20 protein-coding genes, 1 rRNA gene and 2 riboswitches are annotated in these 24,069 nt (G+C 70.6%); of the genes, 15 read left to right on the top strand and 6 right to left on the bottom strand.

The window, feature by feature from the left end; all coding sequences use genetic code 11:
• The 11 genes from rrf to ACZ4WQ_RS29790 form a co-directional block, all read left to right on the top strand.
• Nucleotides 1–85, top strand: a 5S ribosomal RNA gene (gene rrf, locus ACZ4WQ_RS29740); the annotation flags it as partial.
• Nucleotides 86–226: 141 nt separating this feature from the next.
• Nucleotides 227–835, top strand: coding sequence for a CDP-alcohol phosphatidyltransferase family protein (locus ACZ4WQ_RS29745; protein WP_311729601.1), 609 nt, complete (start codon nt 227–229; stop codon nt 833–835).
• A 113-nt stretch (nt 836–948) separates the two neighbouring features.
• On the top strand, nt 949–3,444 hold the full coding sequence (locus ACZ4WQ_RS29750; RefSeq protein ID WP_311729600.1) for a mannose-1-phosphate guanyltransferase: 2,496 nt from the start codon (nt 949–951) through the stop codon (nt 3,442–3,444).
• A 133-nt stretch (nt 3,445–3,577) separates the two neighbouring features.
• A complete protein-coding gene (locus tag ACZ4WQ_RS29755; protein ID WP_311729611.1) occupies nt 3,578–4,516 on the top strand; it encodes a DUF881 domain-containing protein in 939 nt (312 codons plus the stop codon).
• On the top strand, nt 4,513–4,845 hold the full coding sequence (locus tag ACZ4WQ_RS29760) for a small basic family protein (protein ID WP_003984969.1): 333 nt from the start codon (nt 4,513–4,515) through the stop codon (nt 4,843–4,845). The genes ACZ4WQ_RS29755 and ACZ4WQ_RS29760 overlap by 4 nt, the downstream gene beginning before the upstream one ends.
• A gap of 4 nt (nt 4,846–4,849) precedes the next feature.
• Complete coding sequence (locus ACZ4WQ_RS29765) at nt 4,850–5,839, top strand: DUF881 domain-containing protein (RefSeq protein WP_398373043.1); 990 nt, start codon at nt 4,850–4,852, stop codon at nt 5,837–5,839.
• 130 nt (nt 5,840–5,969) lie between these two features.
• The gene (locus tag ACZ4WQ_RS29770; protein WP_358849294.1) at nt 5,970–6,803 is read left to right on the top strand and encodes an FHA domain-containing protein; all 834 of its coding nucleotides are present in this window, start codon (nt 5,970–5,972) and stop codon (nt 6,801–6,803) included.
• 17 nt (nt 6,804–6,820) lie between these two features.
• Nucleotides 6,821–7,573, top strand: coding sequence for a transcriptional regulator FtsR (gene ftsR, locus ACZ4WQ_RS29775; protein ID WP_398373046.1), 753 nt, complete (start codon nt 6,821–6,823; stop codon nt 7,571–7,573).
• A 52-nt stretch (nt 7,574–7,625) separates the two neighbouring features.
• The gene (locus ACZ4WQ_RS29780) at nt 7,626–8,099 is read left to right on the top strand and encodes a bifunctional nuclease family protein (protein WP_014181304.1); all 474 of its coding nucleotides are present in this window, start codon (nt 7,626–7,628) and stop codon (nt 8,097–8,099) included.
• Between the two features lie 235 nt (nt 8,100–8,334).
• Nucleotides 8,335–8,961 (top strand): MerR family transcriptional regulator, encoded by a 627-nt coding sequence (locus ACZ4WQ_RS29785; protein ID WP_311729596.1) that lies wholly within the window; start codon nt 8,335–8,337, stop codon nt 8,959–8,961.
• Nucleotides 8,962–9,027: 66 nt separating this feature from the next.
• Nucleotides 9,028–10,494: a DNA polymerase IV gene (locus tag ACZ4WQ_RS29790; RefSeq protein WP_311729595.1), complete on the top strand. Its 1,467-nt coding sequence runs from the start codon at nt 9,028–9,030 to the stop codon at nt 10,492–10,494.
• Here the strand turns inward: ACZ4WQ_RS29790 and ACZ4WQ_RS29795 are convergent.
• Nucleotides 10,470–10,799, bottom strand: coding sequence for a PRC-barrel domain-containing protein (locus ACZ4WQ_RS29795; RefSeq protein ID WP_311729594.1), 330 nt, complete (start codon nt 10,797–10,799; stop codon nt 10,470–10,472). The two genes, ACZ4WQ_RS29790 and ACZ4WQ_RS29795, sit on opposite strands and share 25 nt — an antisense overlap.
• Before the next feature lie 122 nt (nt 10,800–10,921).
• Nucleotides 10,922–11,019, top strand: a riboswitch (glycine riboswitch).
• Nucleotides 11,020–11,147, top strand: a riboswitch (glycine riboswitch).
• A 61-nt stretch (nt 11,148–11,208) separates the two neighbouring features.
• Between ACZ4WQ_RS29795 and gcvP the strand changes: the two genes are divergently transcribed.
• Nucleotides 11,209–14,103, top strand: coding sequence for an aminomethyl-transferring glycine dehydrogenase (gene gcvP, locus ACZ4WQ_RS29800; protein ID WP_398373050.1), 2,895 nt, complete (start codon nt 11,209–11,211; stop codon nt 14,101–14,103).
• Between the two features lie 124 nt (nt 14,104–14,227).
• Here the strand turns inward: gcvP and ACZ4WQ_RS29805 are convergent, their stop codons facing one another.
• Together ACZ4WQ_RS29805 and ACZ4WQ_RS29810 are read right to left on the bottom strand one after the other, a co-directional pair.
• A complete protein-coding gene (locus tag ACZ4WQ_RS29805; RefSeq protein WP_352132752.1) occupies nt 14,228–14,434 on the bottom strand; it encodes a DUF5999 family protein in 207 nt (68 codons plus the stop codon).
• Between the two features lie 276 nt (nt 14,435–14,710).
• A complete protein-coding gene (locus tag ACZ4WQ_RS29810; RefSeq protein WP_311729591.1) occupies nt 14,711–15,289 on the bottom strand; it encodes a hypothetical protein in 579 nt (192 codons plus the stop codon).
• 443 nt (nt 15,290–15,732) lie between these two features.
• On the opposite strand from ACZ4WQ_RS29810, the gene ACZ4WQ_RS29815 reads away from it, so the two are divergent.
• The gene (locus ACZ4WQ_RS29815) at nt 15,733–17,238 is read left to right on the top strand and encodes a glutamate-cysteine ligase family protein (protein WP_398373055.1); all 1,506 of its coding nucleotides are present in this window, start codon (nt 15,733–15,735) and stop codon (nt 17,236–17,238) included.
• Between the two features lie 43 nt (nt 17,239–17,281).
• On the opposite strand, the gene ACZ4WQ_RS29820 is transcribed toward ACZ4WQ_RS29815, so the two are convergent.
• The gene (locus tag ACZ4WQ_RS29820) at nt 17,282–19,111 is read right to left on the bottom strand and encodes a substrate-binding domain-containing protein (protein ID WP_398373057.1); all 1,830 of its coding nucleotides are present in this window, start codon (nt 19,109–19,111) and stop codon (nt 17,282–17,284) included.
• A 178-nt stretch (nt 19,112–19,289) separates the two neighbouring features.
• Here ACZ4WQ_RS29820 and ACZ4WQ_RS29825 point away from each other — a divergent pair, with 178 nt between their 5' ends.
• Nucleotides 19,290–20,069 (top strand): CPBP family intramembrane glutamic endopeptidase, encoded by a 780-nt coding sequence (locus ACZ4WQ_RS29825; RefSeq protein ID WP_311729588.1) that lies wholly within the window; start codon nt 19,290–19,292, stop codon nt 20,067–20,069.
• Between the two features lie 36 nt (nt 20,070–20,105).
• Here ACZ4WQ_RS29825 and ACZ4WQ_RS29830 read toward each other — a convergent pair whose 3' ends face one another.
• Nucleotides 20,106–22,508: an ATP-binding cassette domain-containing protein gene (locus ACZ4WQ_RS29830; RefSeq protein WP_398373059.1), complete on the bottom strand. Its 2,403-nt coding sequence runs from the start codon at nt 22,506–22,508 to the stop codon at nt 20,106–20,108.
• A 257-nt stretch (nt 22,509–22,765) separates the two neighbouring features.
• Between ACZ4WQ_RS29830 and ACZ4WQ_RS29835 the strand changes: the two genes are divergently transcribed.
• Nucleotides 22,766–23,377, top strand: a complete 612-nt coding sequence (locus ACZ4WQ_RS29835; RefSeq protein WP_361189835.1) for a PadR family transcriptional regulator — start codon at nt 22,766–22,768, stop codon at nt 23,375–23,377.
• 33 nt (nt 23,378–23,410) lie between these two features.
• Here the strand turns inward: ACZ4WQ_RS29835 and ACZ4WQ_RS29840 are convergent, their stop codons facing one another.
• Nucleotides 23,411–23,839: a type II toxin-antitoxin system Rv0910 family toxin gene (locus ACZ4WQ_RS29840; RefSeq protein WP_398373062.1), complete on the bottom strand. Its 429-nt coding sequence runs from the start codon at nt 23,837–23,839 to the stop codon at nt 23,411–23,413.
• Nucleotides 23,840–24,069: the final 230 nt, after the last annotated feature.

Consider the following 24,069-nt stretch of genomic DNA (forward strand, 5'->3'; position numbering starts at 1 on the left):
TTACATTCCGAACCCGGAAGCTAAGCCTTTCAGCGCCGATGGTACTGCAGGGGGGACCCTGTGGGAGAGTAGGACGCCGCCGAACAATCTTTGAAAAGCTCCGGGCGAAACCATTGGGTTCCGCCCGGAGCTTTTGTCGTATACAGGGCCCCGTGCCAGACCCCCGATACGTTACGGGTAAGGTCATGGAGCATCTGTCAGCACCGTTCCCACAGGAGGCTCCCGGGTGGAGGTCCAGGAGACACGCGTCCAGACCGACCGCGTGCTCACCATCCCGAACATCCTGAGCGCCGCGCGTCTGGCCGGCGTTCCGCTTTTCCTGTGGCTGATCCTGCGGCCCGAGTTCGGTGGGCCGAAGAGTGATCAATGGGCACTCCTCGTGCTGGCGCTCAGCGGTGTGAGCGACTATCTGGACGGGAAGCTGGCCCGTCGCTGGAACCAGGTCAGCAGCCTTGGCCGGATTCTGGATCCGGCGGCCGACCGTCTCTACATTCTGTCTACACTCGTCGGTCTGACCTGGCGCGACATCCTGCCGATCTGGCTGACCGCGGTGCTTCTCGCGCGGGAGCTGGTGCTGCTGGTCATGGTCGGCATCCTGCGGCGCCATGGCTATCCTCCGCCCCAGGTCAACTTCCTCGGCAAGGCCGCGACCTTCAACCTGATGTACGCCTTCCCGTTGCTCCTTCTGAGTGATGGAAGTGGCCCACTTCACACCATCGCTGCTATTTTCGGATGGGCGTTCGCAGGATGGGGTACAACGCTCTATTGGTGGGCAGGAGTCCTCTACGTGGTTCAGGTCCGCCGACTCGTCAAGGCGGACGCTGCGGCCGACTGAGCTCGCTGATGTGGCAGCCCGTAGTGGCGGGGTGCCCGTAATGCGATAGGTGTGGGCCATCGGGGTGCGTCAGTCGGCATGACCGTCGTCTCTTCAAGGAGGACGCTTCCGACATGAAGGCCGTCGTGATGGCGGGTGGCGAGGGTACTCGCCTGCGCCCGATGACCTCGACCATGCCCAAGCCGCTGCTGCCGGTGGCCAACCGGCCGATCATGGAGCATGTGCTGCGGCTGCTCAAGCGGCATGGTCTGTGCGAGACCGTGGTGACCGTCCAGTTCCTCGCATCGCTGGTCAAGAACTATTTTGGGGACGGCGAGGAGCTCGGCATGGAGCTCACGTACGCCAATGAGGAAAAGCCACTCGGCACCGCCGGCAGCGTCAAGAACGCGGAAGAGGCACTCAAGGACGATGCCTTTCTCGTGATTTCGGGTGATGCCCTGACGGATTTCGACCTCACCGAGCTGATCAATTTTCACAAGGAGAAGGGCGCGCTGGTCACGGTCTGTCTGACCCGTGTGCCCAATCCCCTCGAGTTCGGGATCACCATCGTCGACGAGGGCGGCCGGGTCGAGCGCTTTCTTGAGAAGCCAACCTGGGGCCAGGTCTTCTCCGACACGGTGAACACCGGCATCTATGTGATGGAGCCGGAGGTGTTCGACTACGTCGAGCCGGATGTGCCCGTCGACTGGTCCGGTGATGTCTTCCCTCAGCTGATGAAGGAAGGCAAGCCCATTTACGGCTATGTCGCCGAGGGCTACTGGGAGGACGTCGGCACCCACGAGAGCTATGTGAAGGCCCAGGCCGATGTGCTGGAGGGCAAGGTCGACGTCGAAATCGACGGCTTCGAGATCTCCCCGGGGGTGTGGGTCGCCGAGGGCGCCGAGGTGCACCAGGACGCCGAGCTGCGCGGCCCGCTCTACATCGGCGACTACGCGAAGGTGGAAGCGGACGCGGAGATCCGCGAGCACACCGTCGTGGGGTCCAACGTCGTGGTGAAGAGCGGGTCCTTTCTGCACAGAGCCGTGGTTCACGACAATGTGTACGTTGGCCAGCAGGCGAATCTGCGCGGCTGCGTCATCGGGAAGAACACCGATGTCATGCGTGCCGCCCGGATCGAGGACGGCGCGGTCATCGGTGATGAGTGCCTGATCGGCGAGGAGTCGATCGTCCAGGGCAATGTCCGGGTGTACCCGTTCAAGACAATCGAGGCGGGCGCTTTCGTCAACACCTCGGTCATCTGGGAGTCACGCGGCCAGGCCCATCTCTTCGGGGCCCGCGGGGTGTCCGGGATCCTGAATGTGGAGATCACCCCGGAGCTCGCTGTGCGGCTCGCCGGGGCCTATGCGACGACCCTCAAGAAGGGCTCCACGGTCACCACCGCGCGTGACCACTCCCGTGGTGCGCGGGCGCTCAAACGGGCGGTGATTTCGGCGCTCCAGACCAGCGCCATCGATGTGCGCGATCTGGAGAATGTGCCGCTGCCCGTGGCGCGCCAGCAGACGGCGCGCGGCAGCGCCGGCGGCATCATGATCCGTACCTCGCCCGGAGTGCCCGACTCCGTGGACATCATGTTCTTCGACGAGCGTGGGGCCGACCTGTCCGCCGCCGGCCAGCGGAAGCTGGACCGGGTGTACGCGCGCCAGGAGTACCGGCGGGCGTTCCCCGGCGAGATCGGCGACCTCAGCTTCCCCTCGAGCGTCTTCGACTCGTACACCGGGTCGCTGCTGCGCGCCGTGGACACCAGCGGCATCGCCGAGTCCGGCCTCAAGGTCGTCGTGGACGCCACGAACGGCAGCGCCGGGCTCGTTCTGCCCAGTCTCCTTGGCCGGCTCGGTGTCGACGCGCTGACCATCAATCCAGGCCTGAACGAGTCGCGTCCGACCGAGACGGCGGAGGCGCGCCGCTCCGGCCTGGTCCGGCTCGGTGAGATCGTCGCCTCGGCCCGCGCTGCCTTCGGTGTGCGCTTCGACCCGGTGGGTGAGCGGCTCTCGCTGGTGGACGAGCGGGGGCGCATCGTCGAGGACGACCGCGCCCTGCTGGTCATGCTGGACCTGGTGGCCGCGGAGCGGCGCAGCGGGCGGGTGGCGCTGCCCGTGACCACCACGCGCATCGCCGAACAGGTGGCGGCGTACCACGGCACGCAGGTGGAGTGGACGACGACCGCGGCCGACGACCTCACCCGGGTCGCCAGGGCCGAGGGCACCATTTACGGCGGGGACGGGCGCGGCGGGTTCATCATCCCCGAGTTCAGCAGCGTCTTCGACGGCACCGCGGCCTTTGTGCGCCTCATCGGGCTGGTGGCCCGTACCCAGCTCACCCTCAGCCAGATCGACGCCCGCATTCCGCGCGCCCATGTGCTGCGCCGCGATCTGGCCACGCCATGGGCGGTCAAGGGGCTGGTCATGCGCCGCGTGGTGGAGGCGGCGGCCGACCGGTCCGTCGACACCACCGACGGCGTCCGTGTGGTCGAGGCGGACGGGCGCTGGGTCATGGTGCTGCCCGACCCCGCCGAGGCGGTCACCCATCTGTGGGCGGAGGGGCCGGACGACGCGTCCGCGCAGGCGCTCCTCGACGAGTGGTCCGCCGCGGTGGAGAGCGCCGGCCGCTGATCCGTTTCCGCAGGTGAGGAGCGTTTGACAGGGTGTGGCGGGCCCCCGGGGCTACCCGGGGGCCGCGCCGCCCCCGGCCCGCGCCCGGCGCGCCGGTGGGGCCATTCGGCGGCTGCGCCCCCGACGTGCGACGATGTGCGGCATGCCGCAGCAGCCCCCCGTTCGGAGCACAGCTCCGCCGAGCCCTCGTCCACGTCTCGACGCGTCCATGTCGCTGCTGACGAATGTGATGGACCACAGCCTCGACGACGGGTACGCCGAGGCCGCCGCGCGCCATGGCACGGAGGGCCGCCGGGGGCTGCCGCGCTCCCTGCGCGGCAGGCTGGTGCTGGCCGCAGGGCTGGTGCTGGCGGCGGGCGTGGTGACCCTCGGTGCGGCTGAGGCCCGGATGGCGGCGCCGAAGCTGGCCAAGGACCGGGAAAAGCTGATCGCCCGCATCGAGTCGGGGAACGCGAAGGCGGACGACCTCCAGAAGAGCCTGGACCGGCTCCGCAAGGAGGTCGGCGACAGACAGCAGCAGGCGCTGGAGAAACACGGCGGGGCCAAGGGCGAGCTGGTCGCGCTGCTGTCCGGGGCGACCGAGGTGAACGGCCCCGGGGTCAAGCTGGTGGTCAACGACGCCAAGGAGGCCGACCAGGGCGGTGGCGGGGGGCCGCGGGAGAGCGCGGACTTCTCCGACACCGGCCGGGTGCGCGACCGCGATATGCAGCGGGTGGTCAACGGGCTGTGGCAGTCGGGCGCGGAGGCCGTCTCGATCAATGGGCAGCGGCTGACCGCCCTGTCGGCGATCAGGGCCGCGGGAGACGCCATACTGGTCGACAACAAGCCGCTGGCGCCTCCGTATACGGTGCTCGCGGTGGGGGACGGACGGCGGCTGAGCACGGCATTCCAGGACAGTGCCGACGGACAGTACCTGCATGTGCTGCACGAGAACTATGGGATCCGCACCAACATCTCCGTCGAGGACGAGGTGCGGCTTCCGGCCGCGCCGAGTCTGATCGTACGAACCGCAGAACCGATAGCCGGTGGCGCCGGGAAGCGCGGCACCGACACAGGGAAGGGCACATCGTGATCGCCGTATTGGGCCTCATCGTGGGAGTCGTGGTCGGACTTGTCGTCCGACCCGTGGTGCCGACGGTGGTCGAGCCCTACCTGCCGATCGCCGTCGTCGCCGCGCTCGACGCGGTGTTCGGAGGCCTTCGGGCGATGCTCGACGGGATCTTCGACGACAAGGTCTTCGTCGTCTCGTTCCTGTCCAATGTGGTGGTCGCCGCGCTGATCGTCTTCCTCGGCGACAAGCTCGGGGTCGGTGCCCAGCTGTCCACCGGTGTCGTGGTCGTGCTCGGCATCCGGATCTTCTCCAACGCCGCCGCCATCCGCCGCCATGTCTTCCGGGCGTGAGCCGATGACGACCGACGACGCCCCGGAGCAGCCCCAGCGGGCGACCCGCGAGCCGGATGAGACCCGTGAGCCGGGGACGGTTCCCCAGGCGCGACGGGAGGAGCCCCGCAGGCCCGAGAGGCCTGAGAAGCCCGAGAGGCCCGAGAAGTCCGGGCGGGACACCACACCGGACGGTGAGCCGGGCGAGGGCTCCGGCGCGGAGCCCGGTGAGGGGCCCGGAGACGGTGCTGAGGACCGGGGGAGCCCCTCGGCGGCCTCGACGCCCCAGGAGCCGTCCACCGGCCGTCAGCGGCTGGTGAAGGGCCTGTGGCCGCCACGGCTGACGCGGGCTCAACTCATCGTGGCGCTCCTGCTGTTCGGCCTCGGGCTCGGTCTGGCCATCCAGGTGCGCTCGACCAATGAGAACAGCGTGCTGCGCGGCGCGCGGCAGGAGGACCTGGTCCGCATCCTCGACGAGCTGGACAACCGCACCCAGCGGCTCCAGGAGGAGAAGCAGCGGCTGGAGAACCAGCGGAACGACCTGGAGAACAGTTCGGACCAGGCCGAGGAGGCCCGTAAGCAGACGGCCCAGAAGGAGCGGCAGCTCGGGGTGCTCGCGGGCACGGTCGCCGCTGAGGGTCCGGGCATCACCATGAAGATCGACGCGTCGAAGGGCACCGTGGAGTCGGACATGCTGCTCGACGCGGTCCAGGAACTGCGCGCCGCCGGGGCCGAGGCCATTCAGATCGGCGAGGTGCGGGTGGTCGCGAGCACGTACTTCGCGGACGTCGGCGGCGCGGTGGAAATCGATGGACGGAAAGTGACACAGCCGTACGTGATCAAGGTCATCGGCAAGCCGGAGGACTTGGAGCCGGCCCTGAACATTCCGGGCGGAGTGGTGCAGAGCCTGGAGAAGGAGCAGGCCACCGTGTCCATCGAGCGCTCGAAGAAGATCGTCGTCGACGCCTTGCGGTCGGCGAAGCGGCCTGACTACGCTCGGTCGTCGTCGCGGTGAGGCGGTTCGGTATGGGAGTCTCGCGGCGGGACAATGAGGCCGCGGGGGGTCGGCGCACCGGAAGAGTGGCGCGTGATGGAAACTGTCTGGTGGTCACGGACGTTGTGATGGTGTCCGGACCGTCTGGTGTGTGCATCGAGGGTTTGCCCTGCCCCACGGGCGGGTCTGTTTCAGTCAAGGGGAATCGCCCGTGAAGTTGTTCGGGAAGTTGTTCGGCAAGAGCGCACGCCAGGACGGCGGCAGCAGCACTGCCCGCCACCGTGCCCCGCGTGCCGCGGAGGAGAGCGGGGTGAGCGAGGAGCGTCCGCTGTTCCGGGACGGTGGAGGCATTCCGGGTGGTCAGGGCGCGTCTTCTGTTGACCCTTCCGCGTCCGGACGCATAGGTTTCGGGGAGCCATCGACCGCGAACACGGGCGGAGGGGTCGGCTTGCAGGTATGCACGAGGTGCGGCCATCAGAACGCCGTGGCCAGCCGGTTCTGCTCCAACTGCGGTGCGCCGCTGCGGGGCCAGGCGCCGTCCGAGCGTGCCTCGGAGACCACCTCCACCATCTCGATCTCCGGGCTGGAGGCGTACGACTCCGAGGTGACCGGGCAGACTCCGCTGCCCTCGCTCTCGCCGGAGGCCCAGGCCGCTGTCGAGGCGCTGCCCCCGGGGTCGGCGCTGCTGGTGGTCCGCCGCGGGCCCAACTCGGGCAGCCGCTTCCTGCTGGACAGCGATGTGACCACGGCCGGGCGTCATCCGCAGAGCGACATCTTCCTGGACGACGTGACGGTTTCGCGCCGCCATGTGGAGTTCCGGCGCGGCCAGGACGGCTCCTTCACGGTCGCCGACGTCGGCAGCCTGAACGGGACGTATGTCAACCGCGAGCCGATCGACTCGGCCATTCTCAACAATGGTGACGAGGTCCAGATCGGCAAGTACCGGATGGTCTTCTACCCGAGTCTGCGGGGCTTCGGCATCTGACCCGTCAGGGGAGGTCCATGCTTCAGACACCGTCGGGCGGTGCCGACACCGGCACCGCCCCCACGGGCAGCCGGTCGATGAGCATCGGCACCGTGCTGAATCTGCTGCGGGACGAATTCCCCGAGGTCACCGTCTCCAAGATCCGTTTCCTGGAGGCCGAGGGCCTGGTCGAGCCGCGGCGCACGCCCTCCGGCTATCGCAAATTCAGTCCGGAGGACGTGGCGCGGCTCGGCCATGTCCTGCGGATGCAGCGTGACCACTATTTGCCACTGAAGGTCATTCGGGAGCATCTCGACGCCCTGGAGCGCGGCGAGCGGCCACAGCTGCCCGTCGCGGCCTCCGGCTCCCGGCTGCCCGCCTCGGTCGAGGAGGGCCCGGAGAGGGGCGTGGAGCGCCCCACGGCCGCCCGCGTGGGCCGGGCCGAGCTGCTGGCCGCGGCCGGGATCGACGAGGGGAGACTGGCCGAGTGGGAGTCGTTCGGGCTGATCGGGCCGGGAGCGGACGGCGGATACGACATCGAGGCGGTGACGGTCGCCAGGCTCGTCGCGGACCTGGGTCGTTTCGGTCTGGAACCACGTCATTTGCGGATCATGAAAGCCGCCGCGGAGCGCGAGGCGGGGCTGGTCGAGCAGGTGGTGGCGCCCCTGCGACAACACCGAAATCCGCAGACCAGAGCGCATGCGGAGGCCAGCGCCCGGGAGCTGGCCGAGCTGTCCGTGCGGCTTCACGCGGCCTTTGTCCAGTCCGCTCTGCGGGCCGGTTCGCGGTGACCGGCGCGGTCCCGACTATCCAAACCGGCCGGGCACGTCCTAGGGTTGCTGTGTGAACGAGCTCGACGTCGTGGGTGTCCGGGTGGAGATGCCCTCCAACCAACCGATCGTGCTCCTGCGCGAGGTAGGAGGCGACCGCTACCTCCCCATTTGGATCGGACCGGGGGAGGCGACGGCGATTGCCTTCGCCCAGCAGGGCATGGCTCCGGCGCGCCCGCTGACCCACGACCTCTTCAAGGACGTGCTCGACGCGGTCGGCCAGCAGCTCACGGAGGTCCGGATCACGGATCTGCGCGAGGGAGTCTTCTACGCGGAGCTGGTGTTCGCCAGCGGCGTGGAGGTCAGCGCCCGGCCGTCCGACGCCATAGCGCTGGCGCTGCGCACCGGCACGCCGATCTACGGCAGTGACGGGGTGCTGGACGACGCGGGGATCGCCATCCCGGACGAGCAGGAGGACGAGGTGGAGAAGTTCCGCGAGTTCCTCGACCAGATCTCGCCCGAGGACTTCGGCACCAGCAGTCAGTGAGCCGTCGGAGGCGCTGAGGCCGAGTGCGGCCGCCGAGCCGGCAGTGGCCGGTAAGCGGCGGGCATTGAGCTGTCCGCCGATCTTCGCCAGCGCATTCGAGTAGCCTTTCCCGCAAGAGGGGCACGGGAAACCACCCGTAGGGTGATTATCACTCGGCGTGCCGAGTGTGGCGATCGTTGACGCACCCCGGGTGACTGCCTACCGTCGAGATGGCAGGTCGAGGACGGAGGTCGGCGTGAGAAGCAGCGGCGACGGCACGGCGGCAGGCGGTCCGTATGCGCTCCAGGGGAGCGCACCGGCCGAACCGGCACTGAAGGCTCGGGTGGCGGCACAGGCCGCACCGCCGCGCGAAGGCGCCGTGGCGAAGCCCGAGAAGGTGGGGTATCGCGGTCCGACCGCGTGCGCTGCCGCGGGCATCACCTACCGCCAGCTGGACTACTGGGCGCGCACCGGGCTCGTGGAGCCCAGCGTGCGGCCCGCCTACGGCTCGGGCAGCCAGCGGCTCTACAGCTTCCGGGACGTCGTCGTCCTCAAGATCGTCAAGCGGTTGCTGGACACCGGCGTGTCCCTCCAGAACATCAGGGCCGCCGTTCAGCACCTGCGCTCGCGCGGCCTGGACGACCTCGCCCAGATGACGCTGATGAGCGACGGCGCGACGGTATATGAGTGCACCTCGCCCGACGAGGTGGTCGACCTCCTCCAGGGCGGCCAGGGCGTCTTCGGGATCGCCGTGGGCGTGGTGTGGCGGGACGTGGAGAGCGCGCTCGCCCAGCTGCACGGCGAGCGGGTGGACACCGGCGAGACGCTGGTGGGCCACAACCCCACCGACGAACTGGCGCGGCGCCGCAACCGCGCGGGCTGAGACCGTCCGGCCCGGGCCGCGCGCCCGGGCCGCGAGTGTCAGTGGCATGCGGCAGCATCGGTAGGTGTGAGGGGTGCGCCGACCATTCTGCATCTGGACATGGATGCCTTTTACGCCGCGGCGGAGCAGGCGGCCAAGCCCAGCCTGCGCGGCAAGCCGGTGATCGTCGGCGGCCTCGGGCCGCGCGGCGTGGTGGCCACGGCCTCCTATGAGGCGCGGGTGTTCGGGGTCCACTCGGCCATGGCGATGGCCCAGGCCCGCCGCCTCTGTCCGAACGCGGCGTATCTCACCCCCCGCTTCTCCCTGTACCGCCAGGTGAGTGACACCGTCATGGGCCTGCTGGGCGCGCTGTCCCCGCTGGTCGAGCCGCTGAGCCTGGACGAGGCGTTCGTGGATCTGGAGGCGGGCGGTGTTCCGGCCACCTCCGCGGCGGCGCGGGCCGTGGGGGAGCGGCTGCGGGCGGACATAGCGGCGGCGACCGGGCTGACCGGCTCGGTGGGCCTGGCCGGGTCCAAGATGCTCGCCAAGATCGCCTCCGAGCAGGCCAAGCCCGATGGACTGACGCTCATCCAGCCGGGGACCGAGCGGGAGCTGCTGGGGCCGATGCCGGTGCGGACCCTCCCCGGGGTGGGTCCGGCCACCGGGGAGGCGCTGCGCCGGGCCGGGATCCACACGGTCGCCGAGACCCGGGAGGCGGGGGAGGAGGAGCTGGTGCGGCTGCTGGGCAAGGCCCATGGCGCGTCGCTGTACGGCATGGCCTGGGGGCGGGACGACCGGCCGGTGGTCGCCGAGCGGGACGCCAAGTCCGTATCGGTGGAGGACACCTTCGACGTCGACCTCACCGACCGCACGCGGGTGCAGGTGGAGGTGGCGCGGCTCGCCGACCGGTGTGTGCGGCGGCTGCGCGGGGCCGGCCGCTCGGGGCGCACGGTCGTGCTCAAGGTGCGGCGTTACGACTTCTCCACGCTGACCCGGTCCGAGACGCTGCGCGGGCCGACGGATGACCCCACGGTGGTGCGGGAGGCTGCGGCGCGGCTGCTGGAGGGCGTGGACACCACGGCGGGGGTGCGGCTGCTGGGAGTGGGCGTGAGCGGTCTGGCGGACTACACCCAGGAGGATCTGTTCGCCCAGGCCGCGCAGGCCGCCCACGAGGCACAGGAGGACGCGGAGGGGGCGCGGGAGGCCGGAGGGACACCCGAGCCCGCCCCGGCGGTCCTGGAGGGGAGCGACGAGCCCGACGACACCGCCAGGCCGCGCCGCTGGCTGCCCGGCCTCGATGTGCGACACGCCGAGTACGGGGCGGGGTGGGTGCAGGGCAGCGGGGTCGGCCGGGTGACCGTGCGGTTCGAGGAGCCCTGGTCGCGGCCGGGCCGGGTGCGGACGTTCGCGGTCGACGACCCGGCGTTGGAGCCGGGCGAGCCGCTGCCGCTGATCCGGCCCGCCGTGAGCGACGCCCCCGAGGCCGACCCGGCCGAAAGCCAGGTCCAGGGCCAGGGCCCGGGCCGGGGTCAGCCGCTCACGTCGAGACCGTAGTGGTGGTAGAGCTGCAACTCCTGCTCGGGCGACAGATGGCGGCCGACTCCGAAGTCCGGCGCGTCCTTGATCAGCGCCCGCTCGTACGGCACCCGCAGCGTGTCGTCGACGATCTCGCTCGGTTCGAGTGGCACGAACACGTCCCGGCTGAACAGCCCGGTGCGTACCGCGGCCCACTCCGGCTCGCCGGTCGCGTCGTCGAGGTAGACCTCGTCCACGGTGCCGATCTTCGCGCCGTCGCGGTCCAAGGCCTTCCGGCCGATGAGGGTCCGCGGATCGATGTCGGTCTGCACACTCTCTCCCATAGGTGACTGTTTCATCGTCAATGCCGTGATATCTAAGAAAAGCCACAATTCCGTGCCCGTCCACTCGAGCGCTCGCCCAAAACCCCTGGCGGCAGGCTCGCTGGTAGGCTGACGGTGGCTGCAGACCCCGTGCGGGAGAGCTCTTCGACGATGTCGTCGGAGGCGCCGAAGGAGCAAATCCTCCCCGGAAACTCTCAGGCACACGTACCGTGCGGGTGAGGTCACTCTGGAAAGCAGGGTGGGCCACGGGCGAGTACAGCACCGGAACCCCTCCTCACCGACGGTGAAAGCCGGATCGCCGCCCGCGAACCGGTGAAGCTCTCAGGTTGAGATGACAGAGGGGGAGGCCGTTCGGGCACCCCGCGCCGTGGTGCCCCTCGTCGGTCGTACAGACCAGGAGGCCTCGCAGATGACTGCCAACCGCACCTCGCTGACCGAGCTGGAACGCGGTACTCCGTTTGAGCAGCGCCATATCGGACCCGACGCCGAGGCCCAGGCCAAGATGCTCGCGCAGGTCGGCTTCGGCTCGCTCGACGAGCTCACCCAGGCCGCCGTGCCGGACGTCATCAAGAGCGCCGAGGGGCTGGGGCTGCCCCCGGCCCGCACCGAGGCCGAGGTGCTGGCCGAGCTGCGCGGTCTGGCCGAGCGCAACCAGCTGCTCGCCCCGATGATCGGCCTCGGCTACTACGGCACGTTCACCCCGCCGGTGATCCTGCGCAATGTGCTGGAGAGCCCCGCCTGGTACACCGCGTACACGCCCTACCAGCCGGAGATCTCCCAGGGCCGGCTGGAGGCGCTGCTCAACTTCCAGACCGTCGTCGCGGACCTCACCGGGCTGCCCACGGCCGGCGCCTCGCTGCTGGACGAGGCCACCGCCGCCGCCGAGGCCATGGCGCTGTCGCGGCGGGTGGGCAAGGTCAAGCAGGGCGTGTTCCTGATCGACGCCGACACTCTGCCGCAGACCGTCGCGGTCATCCGGACCCGCGCCGAGCCCACCGGCGTCGAGGTGGTCGTCGCCGACCTCTCGGCGGGCATACCGGCCGAGGTGGCCGAGCGCGGGGTGTTCGGCGTGCTGCTCCAGTACCCGGGCGCCTCCGGCGCCGTGCGCGACCCGCGCCCGGTCATCGAGCGGGCCCATGAGCTCGGCGCCGTGGTCACCGTCGCCGCCGATCTGCTCGCCCTCACCCTCCTCACCTCGCCCGGCGAGCTGGGCGCCGACATCGCGGTCGGCAACAGCCAGCGGTTCGGGGTGCCGATGGGCTTCGGCGGCCCGCACGCCGGGTTCATGGCCGTCCGCGAGGTCTACGCCCGCAGCCTGCCCGGCCGCCTGGTCGGCGTCTCCGTCGACGCCGACGGCGACAAGGCGTACCGCCTGGCCCTTCAGACCCGCGAGCAGCACATCCGCCGCGAGAAGGCCACCAGCAACATCTGCACCGCCCAGGTCCTGCTCGCCGTGATGGCCGGCATGTACGCCGTCTACCACGGCCCGGAAGGGCTTTCGACCATCGCCCGGCGCACCCACCGCTACGCGGCCGTGCTCGCCGAGGGGCTGCGGGCCGGGGGCGTCGAGACCGTGCACGGCGCGTTCTTCGACACCCTGACCGCGTATGTCCCGGGCCGGGCCGCCGAGGTCGTCACCGCGGCCCGCGAGGCCGGGGTCAACCTGCGCCTGACCGACGCCGACCATGTGGGCATCGCCTGCGACGAGACCACCGGGCGCGCCCAGCTCGCCGCCGTCTGGTCGGCCTTCGGCGTGGACGGCGGCCTGCCCGCCATCGACGAGCTCGACGCCGCCGCGGCCGACGCGCTCCCCGCCGAACTGCTGCGCACCGACACGTATCTGACCCACCCGGTCTTCCACAAGTACCGCTCCGAGACCGCGATGCTGCGCTATCTGCGGCGCCTGGCCGACCGCGACTACGCGCTGGACCGGGGCATGATCCCGCTCGGCTCCTGCACCATGAAGCTCAACGCCACCACGGAGATGGAGCCGGTCACCTGGCCGGAGTTCGGCGCGCTGCATCCGTTCGCGCCGGTCGAGCAGGCCCAGGGCTATCTGACGCTGATCCGCGAGCTGGAGGAGCGGCTGGCCGAGGTCACCGGCTACGACCAGGTCTCCCTCCAGCCGAACGCCGGGTCGCAGGGCGAGCTGGCCGGGCTGCTGGCCGTGCGCGCCTACCACCGCGCCAACGGCGAGGAGCGGCGCACCGTCTGCCTCATCCCGTCCTCCGCGCACGGCACCAACGCCGCCAGCGCGGTGATGGCGGGCATGAAGGTCGTCGTGGTCAGGACCGGCGAGGACGGCGAGGTGGACGCCGACGACCTGCGCGCCAAGATCGAGCAGTACGGCGACGAACTGGCCGTCCTGATGGTCACCTACCCCTCCACCCACGGCGTGTTCGAGGAGCACATCAGCGAGATCTGCGCGGCCGTGCACGACGCGGGCGGCCAGGTCTATGTGGACGGCGCGAACCTCAACGCGCTGGTGGGGCTGGCCCGGCCGGGCAGGTTCGGCGGTGATGTCTCCCATCTGAACCTGCACAAGACCTTCTGCATCCCGCACGGCGGCGGCGGTCCCGGCGTGGGCCCTGTCGCGGTGCGCGAACACCTCGCGCCGTACCTCCCCAACCACCCGCTCCAGCCGGCGGCGGGCCCGGCGACCGGCGTGGGGCCGGTCGCGGCCGCGCCCTGGGGCTCGGCGGGCATCCTGCCCATCTCCTGGGCGTACGTCCGGCTGATGGGCGCCGAGGGGCTGCGCCGGGCCACCCAGGTGGCGGTGCTCGGCGCCAACTACGTCGCCAAGCGCCTGGAGCCGCACTACCCGGTGCTCTACACCGGCCCCGGGGGTCTCGTCGCCCACGAGTGCATCATCGATCTGCGGCCGCTGACCAAGGCGACCGGCGTGAGCGTCGACGATGTGGCCAAGCGGCTGGTCGACTACGGGTTCCACGCGCCCACGATGTCGTTCCCGGTGGCCGGCACGCTGATGATCGAGCCGACGGAGAGCGAGGACCTGGCGGAGCTGGACCGGTTCTGCGAGGCGATGATCGCCATCCGGGCGGAGATCGAGAAGGTGGGCTCGGGGGAGTGGCCCAAGGACGACAACCCGCTGCGGAACGCCCCGCACACGGCGGCCGCGCTGAGCGGGGAGTGGGAGCACCCCTACACCCGCGCGGAGGCGGCGTTCCCGGCCGGGGTGTCGGCGGCGGACAAGTACTGGCCGCCGGTGCGGCGCATCGACGGCGCCTTCGGGGACCGCAACCTGGTCTGCTCCTGCCCGCCGCTGGAGTCGTACGAGAGCTGACCCGCCGGGCGCGGTCGGGTACGGGGCCGGTGCGGCGGACACGCCGGCCGGCCCCTGATGGAGCGCGGGCCCGGTCGGAGCGCCGGGCCGTGGTGGTCAGACCGCGAGGGTCAGACCGCGATGGTCAGGCCGCGGTGGCGACGCGCTCGGCGCCCAGCGGCCGGCGCGGGGCGATGATCTGTCCGTCCGGCAGCAGCTCGCCGGTGTCCTCGAAGAGCAGGACGCCATTGCACAGCAGGCTCCAGCCCTGCTCGGGGTGGTGCGCCACGAGGTGGGCGGCCTCCCGGTCGGCGGAGTCGGCTGACGGGCACGCGGGCTGATGCTGGCACATGGAAGAGATCTCTCGCTGCGATGTGGAAAGTGTCCTGTGGCTTGCTGCGGCAGTCATGGCCGCCCCCCGTTGGTCAGTCGGTCGGATGCTCCAAGTGTTGCCCTACGGGCCGGTTTCCGCAGGGATTTCACGGCACCGGTACTCGCTTGATAATGACGCATCACACGAGTGGACGGTTCATCCTGACGGGACTGTTACGAGCCCGCAGCGGAGCGCCCCGTGATCCTCGGATCACGGGGCGCTCGGGCGCGGGGCGGCGGCGGGCGCCGCGGGCCGTCAGGCCGACGAGCCGAGCAGCGGCGTCCGCGTCAGCCGGAGCGTGAGCACCGGCAGCAGATCCGCCGCGCGGTACGCGCGGTGGGCGGCGATGCCCGGCGGGGCGGGGGTCAGCGGCACCAGCAGGTCTTCCGCGGCGAGGTGGCCTTCGGAGGCGTCGGCGGTCGGGTCGCCGCGCAGCCACAGCGTCAGCATGTACAGCTCCGGGATGGACAGCAGCCTGGGCTGATGGACCGAGGACAGCGACTCGGCCTGGCTCAGCGCCAGTTCGGCCGACGACACGTACGGGCCTTCGGAGAAGTGCGAGAAGACCCAGCCGTCGGCGGTCAGCATCGCCTCGGCGGAGGCCACCGTCCGCTCGGTGTCGCGGATCAGGAACCGCCATCCGGTGAGCCGCGCCGTCGGCGGGCCGTCGGGGGCGGTGATGTCGTCCAGGACGTGGACGGGGAGCGGGAGTTCGAGCTCGAACGGTCCGTCCAGGGAGCCGAGGAGCGGGGTACGGACGGCGGTGGGAGAGCCAAGGGCCGTGCGGATGCTGTTCAGAGCAGGCGCTGGAGCCGGAGGGACGTGCAGCGGCATGGTGGGTCGCCTCTCACTTCGGAGACACGGTGGAGCGCTGGCGTGCCAGGTGCGGATGGCGCTGTCGGAGTGTGCGGGTCAGAGGGGCCTGACGGGACATCAGGGCGTTGTCTCTCTGCCTCGGTTGCCGAGTTTATACGACAAGTGTTCCCGTCTTGTTTCACGTACCTGTCCCCGGTATTGCGGACAAGCACTTATCCGGCCCGCCGGGGCGAGGGGATTTTCGCCGATTCTCTGCCATATGCACGGATATGACCTGGCATTTTAACCCAGCCGGGGTAGGCTTGAAGTCGCCAGTGTTTTTCATCACGGCAATGCGGGGCTGTGCAGAGCCTATCGGCTGAGGGGTCGGCGCGTGGCGTTATCGATCACATTGGCTGGGCATCATCGAGCGTGATGTACGCGGCCGGGGGCCGTTGATCCACTCGAGGAAGGACGCTTCGATGGGGGAGAAGGTCATAGCCGGGGAGTTCGATCCGTCCGGACGGCAGCGGCAGCGCGTGAGGCTCCGACAGGGTCTCGAAGCGCTGGCCCGGCTCCTGGCCGAGAAGCGATTCGACCGTCCGAAGAATCTCATGGGGCTGGAGATCGAGCTGAATCTCGCGGGCGCCGACGGGATGCCGAGGATGTTGAACGCGGAGGTTCTGGAGAGAATCGCCAGCCATGATTTCCAGACCGAACTCGGGCAGTGCAATCTTGAAGTAAACATCGTGCCCCACCGATTGCACGGAAGGGTTCTCGACCAGTTGGCGGAAGAGCTCCGAACGGGGTTGTCATATGCCGATCGCAAGGCGGGGGAAGTGGCCTCCGAGATCGTTATGATCGGAATTCTCCCCACCCTCGCCGCCCATGACCTGGGCTCCACGAACCTCTCCTACGACGACCGCTACAAACTCCTCAACGAACAGATGCTGGCCGCCCGCGGCGAGGATTTCCTCATCGACATCGAAGGGGAGGAGAGGTTCCGCTACGCCTCCGGCTCGATCGCCCCGGAGGCCGCCTGCACCTCGGTCCAACTGCATCTCCAGGTGACCCCCGGCCGGTTCGCGGCCGTGTGGAACGCGGCCCAGGCGGTGGCCGCCGCGCAGATCGCGGTGGGTGCCAACTCCCCCTTCCTGTTCGGCCGGGAGGTGTGGAGCGAGTCCCGGCCACCGCTGTTCCTCCAGGCCACCGACGTCCGCCCGCCGGAGTTCGCGGCCCAGGGCGTGCGTCCCCGCACCTGGTTCGGCGAGCGCTGGATCAGCGACGCGTATGAGCTCTTCGAGGAGAATCTGCGCTTCTTCCCGCCGCTGCTGTCGACCGCGGGGGACGAGGACCCGCTGCGGGAGCTGGACGACGGCAGGGTGCCGCGGCTGAACGAACTGGTGCTGCACAACGGCACCATCTACCGCTGGAACCGCCCCGTGTACGCGGTCGCCGACGGCGTGCCGCATCTGAGGGTGGAGAACCGGGTGCTGCCCGCCGGGCCCACCGTCGCCGATGTCATCGCCAACGCCGCCTTCTACTACGGCCTGGTGCGGGCGCTCGCCGAGGAGCCGCGCCCGGTGTGGAAGCGGCTGCCGTTCGAGGCCGCGGCGGCCAACTTCGACACCGCCTGCCGCCATGGCATCGACGCGGTCCTGCGGTGGCCCAAGCCGGGCGGCCGCTCCTCGTCGACCGTGCGCATCCCCGCCGTCCGGCTGGTCCAGGAGGAGCTGCTGCCGCTGGCCGCCGCCGGGCTCGACGCCTGGGGCGTCGAGCCGGCCGACCGCGAGCGCTATCTGGGGATCATCGAGGAGCGCTGCCGACTGCGGGTCAACGGCGCGTCCTGGCAGGCCGCCACGTATCACCGGGCGAGGGGGAGGGGGCTCGACCGGGACGGCGCGCTGGCGGCGATGACCCGCCGCTACTGCGAGCTGATGCGCACCGGCGAGCCGGTCCACACCTGGCCGGTCGGCCTCGCCGACTGACCACGGACGCGGTGGACGGGCGGGCGCGTCCCCGCCCGCCTGCTCACCTCGTCCCGGTGCCCGCCTGGCTCGCCGACACGATCGCCTTGAGGATCACCGCGTTGATCTGCGCCGGGTCGGCCACCTGCTGCGCCGATCCGCCCGTCGCCTTCGCGATCTCCTCGCACGCCGACAGATCGGCGTCCGGACCGACGGCGATGGTGATCAGCGGCACCGGGCGGTCCGGGTCGGTGAGCCGGTCCAGCTCTTTGACCAGCGCCCCGAGCGAGATGCTGCCCTCGTCCTGGTTGGACCCGTCGGTGAGGATCACGACGGCGTTGAACTTGCCCTCCGCATAGCCGTCGCGTGCCTTCCGATACGCCGCGAGCGTCGTGTCGTACAGCCCGGTCGCCCCGCCCGCCACCGGCTCCAGGGCGCCGAAGGCGGCCGTCAGCCGATCGCGCTGGGTGGACCCGTCCGCGCTGCTCAGGCCGAGCCTGCGGGTCGGGACCAGCTCGCGGTAGTCCCGGGCGCCGTCGAGCCGCCTGGAGAACTCCCACAGCCCGATCTCGTCCTCCGGCGTGAACTGCGACAGCGCCTGGAGCAGGGACGCCTTGGTGACGTCCATCCGGGACTCGCCGCGCCGCCCGGGCACCGGGGCCGACATGGAGGCCGAGGCGTCCACGACCGTGTTCAGCCGGGCGCTCTGCACGGTGATCGTCCACATGCCCAGCGCGGTGTCCAGCTCCGCGCTCGACGGCCCCGAGCCCGGGACCGCCCGGTACGGCTGGGGCGCCTTGCCGCCGGCCGTACGGGCCACCTCCTCGACCGCCTTGCCGCTCGCCGACCGGAAGCCGTGTCCGGAGAGGATCCGGCGGCTCTCGGCGTCGGCCAGGAAGGTCATGAAGCGGGTGGCGGCCCGGGCGCGCGCGGTGGTGACAGAGTCGCCGCCGCGCACCGTGTACGGGTAGTCGAGCTCGGCGGTGCCGTCCGCGGGGTAGAACAGCCGCAGCCGAGGGGCGTCGCCGGCCCGCGTGTTGTGGCGGTACGCGGCCTGCTCGGACAGGAACAGCGCCTGATTGCGCCGCGGATTCCCCTCCTCCGCGCCCGAGCCGTCACGCGGCAGCGTGGTCAGGACCTGGTCGTCGCTGTCGGAGGTGCGCTCGGAGAGCAGCTTCGCGGCGGCCGCGGCCCGCGTGTCGGCCGGGCCGCCCTTTCCGGGGCCGCCGCCCTCCTCGGCTATTGAGGCGTTGACGCGGGCGAGGGCGAGCAGCCCGGTGGCGCTGCGCGCCGGGTCAGCCGCTCCGAGCCGCAGATCCGTGCTGCCGGTCGCGGCCCCGGCCAGCCGGGCCCAGCTGTACCTCTTCTCGGGCCAGCCGAGCCGCTCCGCGGCCGGCGGGGTCGCCGCCACGCCGACCGGCGAGGACGCGACGCCGCCGAGCGTGTCCAGCGGGACGGCCTTGGGGGCGGAGGACGACACGCGGTCGACCCACACGCTGGAGTCCGGCAGCCACACCTGGAATCCCGGGTCGCGGCCGTCCTTGACGAGCGCGCCGGCTACGTCCCCGGATGCCCGGCTGGTGACCTTCACATCGAGACAGCGGCCGTCGGACCGGACCTGGGCGGACCGGGCGCGCTCGGCGACCTCGCGCACCGCCGGGGCGATGTCCGGGGAGGCGGCCACTCCGAGGCGGACGGCGTCGCTCGCGCAGGACTTCATCGGGGTCAGTAATGCGCCGCGCAGGACCAGCGCGGCACCGATGGCCAGGGCCAGCACGACCGCGGTGCAGATCGCGACGGCCCGGCGGCGGGCTGCGGACCGGGACCCCGTAGGGTCCTGCCGTGGCGAGTGGTCAGGGCCGGTTGAGTCCTCGGGCAGACTGTGACGTCCCATGTGCTGCGTCTCCTGTGAGGATGAAGCTGTCAGGAGTGAGGCGCGCAAGGAGGACAGCGCCCCTTCCCGACGGCCGCGCGCTGTCTTCGGAACTGTTTTCGAGACCCTAGCGGCACACGACCACCCATGAGGCGAAAAAGCGGAATTGGAGGCACGGGTGCAGTCACACGCGCGTGACATGGAGCTTTCCCCGCCCGGGGGCGGCCTCTCGGAACGCACCCTGCGCCAGGAGACGCTCCTGGTCCTGGCGCTGTCGCTGGGCGCGAGCGGTGTGTCGGCGCTGATCAGCTTCATCGGCTCGGTGACCGCGCCCGGCGGGCTGAAGGACAAGGCGGCCACGCTCAACGCCTCACAGGCGCCGGGCCGGCCCTGGCTGGATCTGGCCTGGCAGCTCTTCGGGATCTCCACCGCGCTGGTGCCGGTCGCGCTGGTGGCCCATCTGCTGCTGCGGGAGGGCGCCGGGCTGCGCGCCATCGGCTTCGACCGGCGGCGGCCGGCCTTCGACCTGGGCCGGGGCGCCGCGCTGGCCGCCGCGATAGGCGGCACCGGGCTGCTGCTCTACCTCGGGGCGCGGGCGGCCGGGGCCAATCTGACGGTGGTGCCCGAGGCGCTGCCCGACGTGTGGTGGAAGATGCCCGTGCTGATCGCCTCCGCCGTGCAGAACTCCGTGCTGGAGGAGGTGATCGTCGTCGGCTATCTGCTGCGCAGGCTCGGGCAGTTGGGCTGGACGCCGATGGCCGCGCTGCTGGCGAGCTCGGTGCTGCGCGGCTCGTACCACCTCTATCAGGGCATCGGCGGCTTCTTCGGCAATGTGGCGATGGGCGTGGTGTTCGTGCTGCTCTACCGCCGCTGGGGGCGGGTCGGGCCGCTGGTGGCCGCGCACGCCCTGATCGACATCGTGGCCTTCGTCGGATACGCCCTGTTGGCGGGCAGGGTCGACTGGCTGCCGACGGCCTGACCCGCCCCGCGGGACGACGTTCCGCCCGGGCCTCGTTCAGGCTCCGACGTAGGCGGCGAGGTGCTCGCCGGTGAGGGTGGAGCGGTCGGCGACGAGGTCGGCGGGGGCGCCCTCGAAGACGATCCGGCCGCCGTCGTGTCCGGCGCCGGGGCCGAGGTCGATGATCCAGTCGGCGTGCGCCATGACCGCCGGGTGGTGCTCGACCACGATGACCGACTTGCCGGAGCCGACGAGCCGGTCGAGCAGGCCGAGCAACTGCTCGACGTCGGCGAGGTGCAGGCCGGCGGTCGGCTCGTCGAGCACGTAGACGCCGCCCTTCTCGGCCATGTGGGTGGCCAGCTTGAGCCGCTGCCGCTCGCCGCCGGACAGCGTGGTCAGCGGCTGGCCGAGGGTGAGATAGCCGAGCCCGACGTCGGCGAGCCGGCCGAGGACGCGCTGCGCGGCCGGGCTGCGCGCATCCCCGGCGCCGAAGAACTCCTCGGCCTCGGCCACCGACATCGCGAGCACCTCGCTGATGTCGCGGCCGCCGAGGTGGTACTCCAGCACCGATGCCTCGAACCGCTTCCCCTCGCAGTCCTCGCAGGTGGTGGAGACACCGGCCATCATCGCCAGGTCGGTGTAGACGACGCCGGCGCCGTTGCAGGTGGGGCAGGCGCCCTCGGAGTTGGCGCTGAACAGCGCCGGCTTCACGCCGTTGGCCTGCGCGAACGCCTTGCGGATCGGGTCGAGCAGCCCGGTGTACGTCGCCGGGTTGCTCCGCCTGGAGCCGCGGATCGCGCTCTGGTCGACGGAGACGACGCCCTGGTCGGTGGCCCCCGGCTGTTGCCGCAGCGAGTCGTGTACGAGGGAGCTCTTGCCGGAGCCCGCCACTCCGGTGACCACGCAGAGCACCCCGAGCGGGATGTCGACGTCCACGTTCCGCAGGTTGTGCGTCGTCGCGCCGCGGATCGGAAGTCGGCCCTTGGGCGTCCGCACCGTCTCCTTGAGGCCGGTCCGGTCGTCGAGGTGGCGGCCGGTGACGGTGCCGCCGGCCCGCAGCCCCTCGACGGTGCCCTCGAAGCAGACGGTGCCGCCCGCCGTACCGGCGCCGGGGCCGAGGTCGACGACGTGGTCGGCGATCGCGATGGTCTGCGGTTTGTGCTCCACGACGAGCACCGTGTTGCCCTTGTTCCGCAGCCGCAGCAGCAGGTCGTTCATCCGCTGGATGTCATGGGGGTGCAGGCCCGTGGTGGGCTCGTCGAAGACATAGGTGACATCGGTGAGCGAGGAGCCGAGGTGGCGGATCATCTTGGTGCGCTGTGCCTCGCCGCCCGAGAGGGTGCCCGCCGGGCGGTCGAGGGAGAGATAGCCCAGTCCGATCTCCACGAACGAGTCGAGGGTCTGCCGCAGCGCGGTGAGCAGCGGCGCCACCGACGGTTCCTTGATGCCGCGCACCCATTCCGCCAGGTCGCTGATCTGCATCGCGCAGGCGTCGGCGATGCTGATCTTCTTGATCTTCGACGAGCGGGCGCCCTCGCTGAGCCGGGTGCCGTCGCACTCGGGGCAGGTGGTGAAGGTGACCGCCCGGTCCACGAACTCCCGGATGTGCGGCTGCATCGCCTCCTTGTCCTTGGAGAGCATCGACTTCTGGATCCGCGGGATCAGCCCTTCGTAGGTCATGTTGATCCCCGCGATCTTCATCCGGGTCGGCTCGCGGTGGAGGAAGTCGTGCAGCTCCTTCTTGGTGAACGTGCGGATCGGTTTGTCCGGGGAGAAGAAGCCCGACTCGGCGTAGAGCCGGGAGTTCCAGCCGCCCCCCTTGTAGCCGGGGACAGTGATCGCGCCTTCGGCGAGTGACTTCGTGTCGTCGTAGAGCTGGGTGAGGTCGAGATCGGTGACCGAGCCCCGGCCTTCGCAGCGCGTGCACATGCCGCCGGTGCGGCTGAAGGTCGCCTTCACCGCCTTCTTGGCGCCGCGCTCGACGGTGATCGCCCCGCTCGCCCGGACCGAGGGGACGTTGAAGGCGTACGCGCTGGGCGGGCCGATGTGCGGCTTCCCGAGCCGGCTGAAGAGGATGCGCAGCATCGCGTTGGCGTCGGTGGCGGTGCCGACCGTGGAGCGGGGGTCGGCGCCCATCCGCTGCTGGTCGACGGTGATCACGGTGGTCAGCCCGTCGAGGACGTCGACCTCGGGCCGCGCCGACGTCGGCATGAAGCCCTGCACGAACGCGCTGTACGTCTCGTTGATCAGCCGCTGGGACTCCCCGGCGATCGTGTTGAAGACCAGCGAGCTCTTGCCCGAGCCGGAGACGCCGGTGAACACCGTCAGCCGGCGCTTCGGGATCTCGATGCTGACGTCCTTGAGGTTGTTCTCGCGCGCGCCGTGCACGCGGATCAGATCGTGGCTGTCGGCGATGTGCGGCGCGGGTGACTGCGTGTCCGTCCTCGTGGTCGTGCTCATCGTGTCTCCATCTGTGAGGCGGGGCCGCCTGCGCGAGCTTTGGGTGGTACGTCTGGTTCGTCGGTGCGGTCGCGGCAACGGTACGGCGTTCGTGTGCCGTACGGCTGCTCGATCCGTGGTGGCCAGGCTAGGCGTGGCTCGATGACCGGCGCTTCTTGATTCCTGATCGGTCCGGCCGGTCGCATGGGCCTTGCCATACGATCGGTTCCGATATATCGTCGAAGCATCGTGACAGTTCGACGATGAAAGGAAACGTCATGCGTCACCATGGACATGAACACTTCGGACCGGGCCAGCGCGGACAGCGCGGCCGGGCTGAGTTCGAGGGACGGCGTGCGGCCTTCGGCCCGTTCGGCCCGCCCTTCGGCGGCCCCCCGTTCGGCGGCCGCGGCCGGGGCGGCCCGCGCGGGAGGGCGCGGCGCGGCGATGTGCGCGCCTCGATCCTGGCGCTGCTGCGGGACCGCCCGATGCACGGCTACGAGATGATCCAGGAGATCGCCGAGCGCAGCGCCGGCGCCTGGCGGCCGAGCCCCGGGTCCGTCTATCCGACGCTCCAGCTGCTCGAGGACGAGGGGCTGATCAGCAGCGCGAGCGAGGGCGGGAAGAAGCTGTTCGCCCTCACCGACGAGGGCCGGGTCGAGGCCGAGTCCGGGGCGCAGGCCCCCTGGGAGGAGGTCGGGCGCGGCGTCGACTGGGAGTCGATGCAGGAGATCCGGCAGGCGGGCTTCGGGCTGATGGAGGCGTTCGCGCAGGTCTGGAAGACCGGCTCGCCCGAGCAGCGGCAGAAGGCCGTCGCGGTGATCAACGACTCCCGCAAGCGGCTGTATCTGATCCTCGCCGACCAGGACGACCAGAGCGACGAGAGTTGAGCGGGGGGAGCGGGCCGGGGGTGCGGGGGTGTCTCAGGCGACCAGTCCGCCGAGCTTGCGCAGCGACTCGTTGAGCGCGGCGGTCGCCGAGTCCCTGAGCTTTCCGGCCATGAGGGAGACCGCGGGGCCGGTGAACTCGCCGTCGACGCGGACCGTCGTGGTCTCGCCCTCCGGCGTCAGCGCATAGCGCATGGTCAGATTCACCCCCATGGGGCCCTTGCCCCGGGTGGCGAACACCCGGCCCGGCTCACAGGCCTCGACGGTCCAGGCCACCTCCGCCGGAAAGCCCATCAGCTTCATGTTCTCCTGATAGACCGCCCCCGCTTCGAGGGTGGCGGGGCCGCCCTCCGGGAAGCCGGTGTGGGTGGCGTTCCACCGGCCCCACGAGGTGAAGTCCGTCAGCTGGGCCCACACCTTCTCGGCCGATGCCTCGATGCGCGCCTGGGCGCTGACCTCGGCCATGGGGCCACCCCTTCCGTGGAGTTCCGCGACGCTCGGATCGCCTGGATCGCCCGGGTCGGGCGCTGTGGCCCGGGAGCCCCGGCGGTGTCGCGCAACGTAGCCCCGGCGCCGTCAACATTCAATACTGACGGACCGTCAGGAATATGGTGTGCTCCTCCGCGAGGAGGAGATCCGGCCGTCGATACCCAACTATGGTGGGAGGCCCACATGCTTCCCGGCGGGGATGCTCC

This window comes from Streptomyces sp. NPDC028305, from assembly GCF_055569495.1.

Bases quoted from the DNA above. Each gene is read 5' to 3' on its own strand.
- ACZ4WQ_RS29750 (WP_311729600.1), top strand. From the start codon at position 949: ATGAAGGCCGTCGTGATGGCGGGTGGCGAGGGTACTCGCCTGCGCCCG.
- ACZ4WQ_RS29765 (WP_398373043.1), top strand. From the start codon at position 4,850: ATGACGACCGACGACGCCCCGGAGCAGCCCCAGCGGGCGACCCGCGAG.
- ACZ4WQ_RS29810 (WP_311729591.1), bottom strand. From the start codon at position 15,289: ATGCCGCTGCACGTCCCTCCGGCTCCAGCGCCTGCTCTGAACAGCATC.
- ACZ4WQ_RS29820 (WP_398373057.1), bottom strand. From the start codon at position 19,111: ATGGGACGTCACAGTCTGCCCGAGGACTCAACCGGCCCTGACCACTCG.
- ftsR (WP_398373046.1), top strand. From the start codon at position 6,821: ATGCTTCAGACACCGTCGGGCGGTGCCGACACCGGCACCGCCCCCACG.
- gcvP (WP_398373050.1), top strand. From the start codon at position 11,209: ATGACTGCCAACCGCACCTCGCTGACCGAGCTGGAACGCGGTACTCCG.
- ACZ4WQ_RS29830 (WP_398373059.1), bottom strand. From the start codon at position 22,508: ATGAGCACGACCACGAGGACGGACACGCAGTCACCCGCGCCGCACATC.
- ACZ4WQ_RS29795 (WP_311729594.1), bottom strand. From the start codon at position 10,799: ATGGGAGAGAGTGTGCAGACCGACATCGATCCGCGGACCCTCATCGGC.
- ACZ4WQ_RS29825 (WP_311729588.1), top strand. From the start codon at position 19,290: ATGGAGCTTTCCCCGCCCGGGGGCGGCCTCTCGGAACGCACCCTGCGC.
- ACZ4WQ_RS29815 (WP_398373055.1), top strand. From the start codon at position 15,733: ATGGGGGAGAAGGTCATAGCCGGGGAGTTCGATCCGTCCGGACGGCAG.
- ACZ4WQ_RS29840 (WP_398373062.1), bottom strand. From the start codon at position 23,839: ATGGCCGAGGTCAGCGCCCAGGCGCGCATCGAGGCATCGGCCGAGAAG.
- ACZ4WQ_RS29835 (WP_361189835.1), top strand. From the start codon at position 22,766: ATGCGTCACCATGGACATGAACACTTCGGACCGGGCCAGCGCGGACAG.
- ACZ4WQ_RS29805 (WP_352132752.1), bottom strand. From the start codon at position 14,434: ATGTGCCAGCATCAGCCCGCGTGCCCGTCAGCCGACTCCGCCGACCGG.
- ACZ4WQ_RS29755 (WP_311729611.1), top strand. From the start codon at position 3,578: ATGTGCGGCATGCCGCAGCAGCCCCCCGTTCGGAGCACAGCTCCGCCG.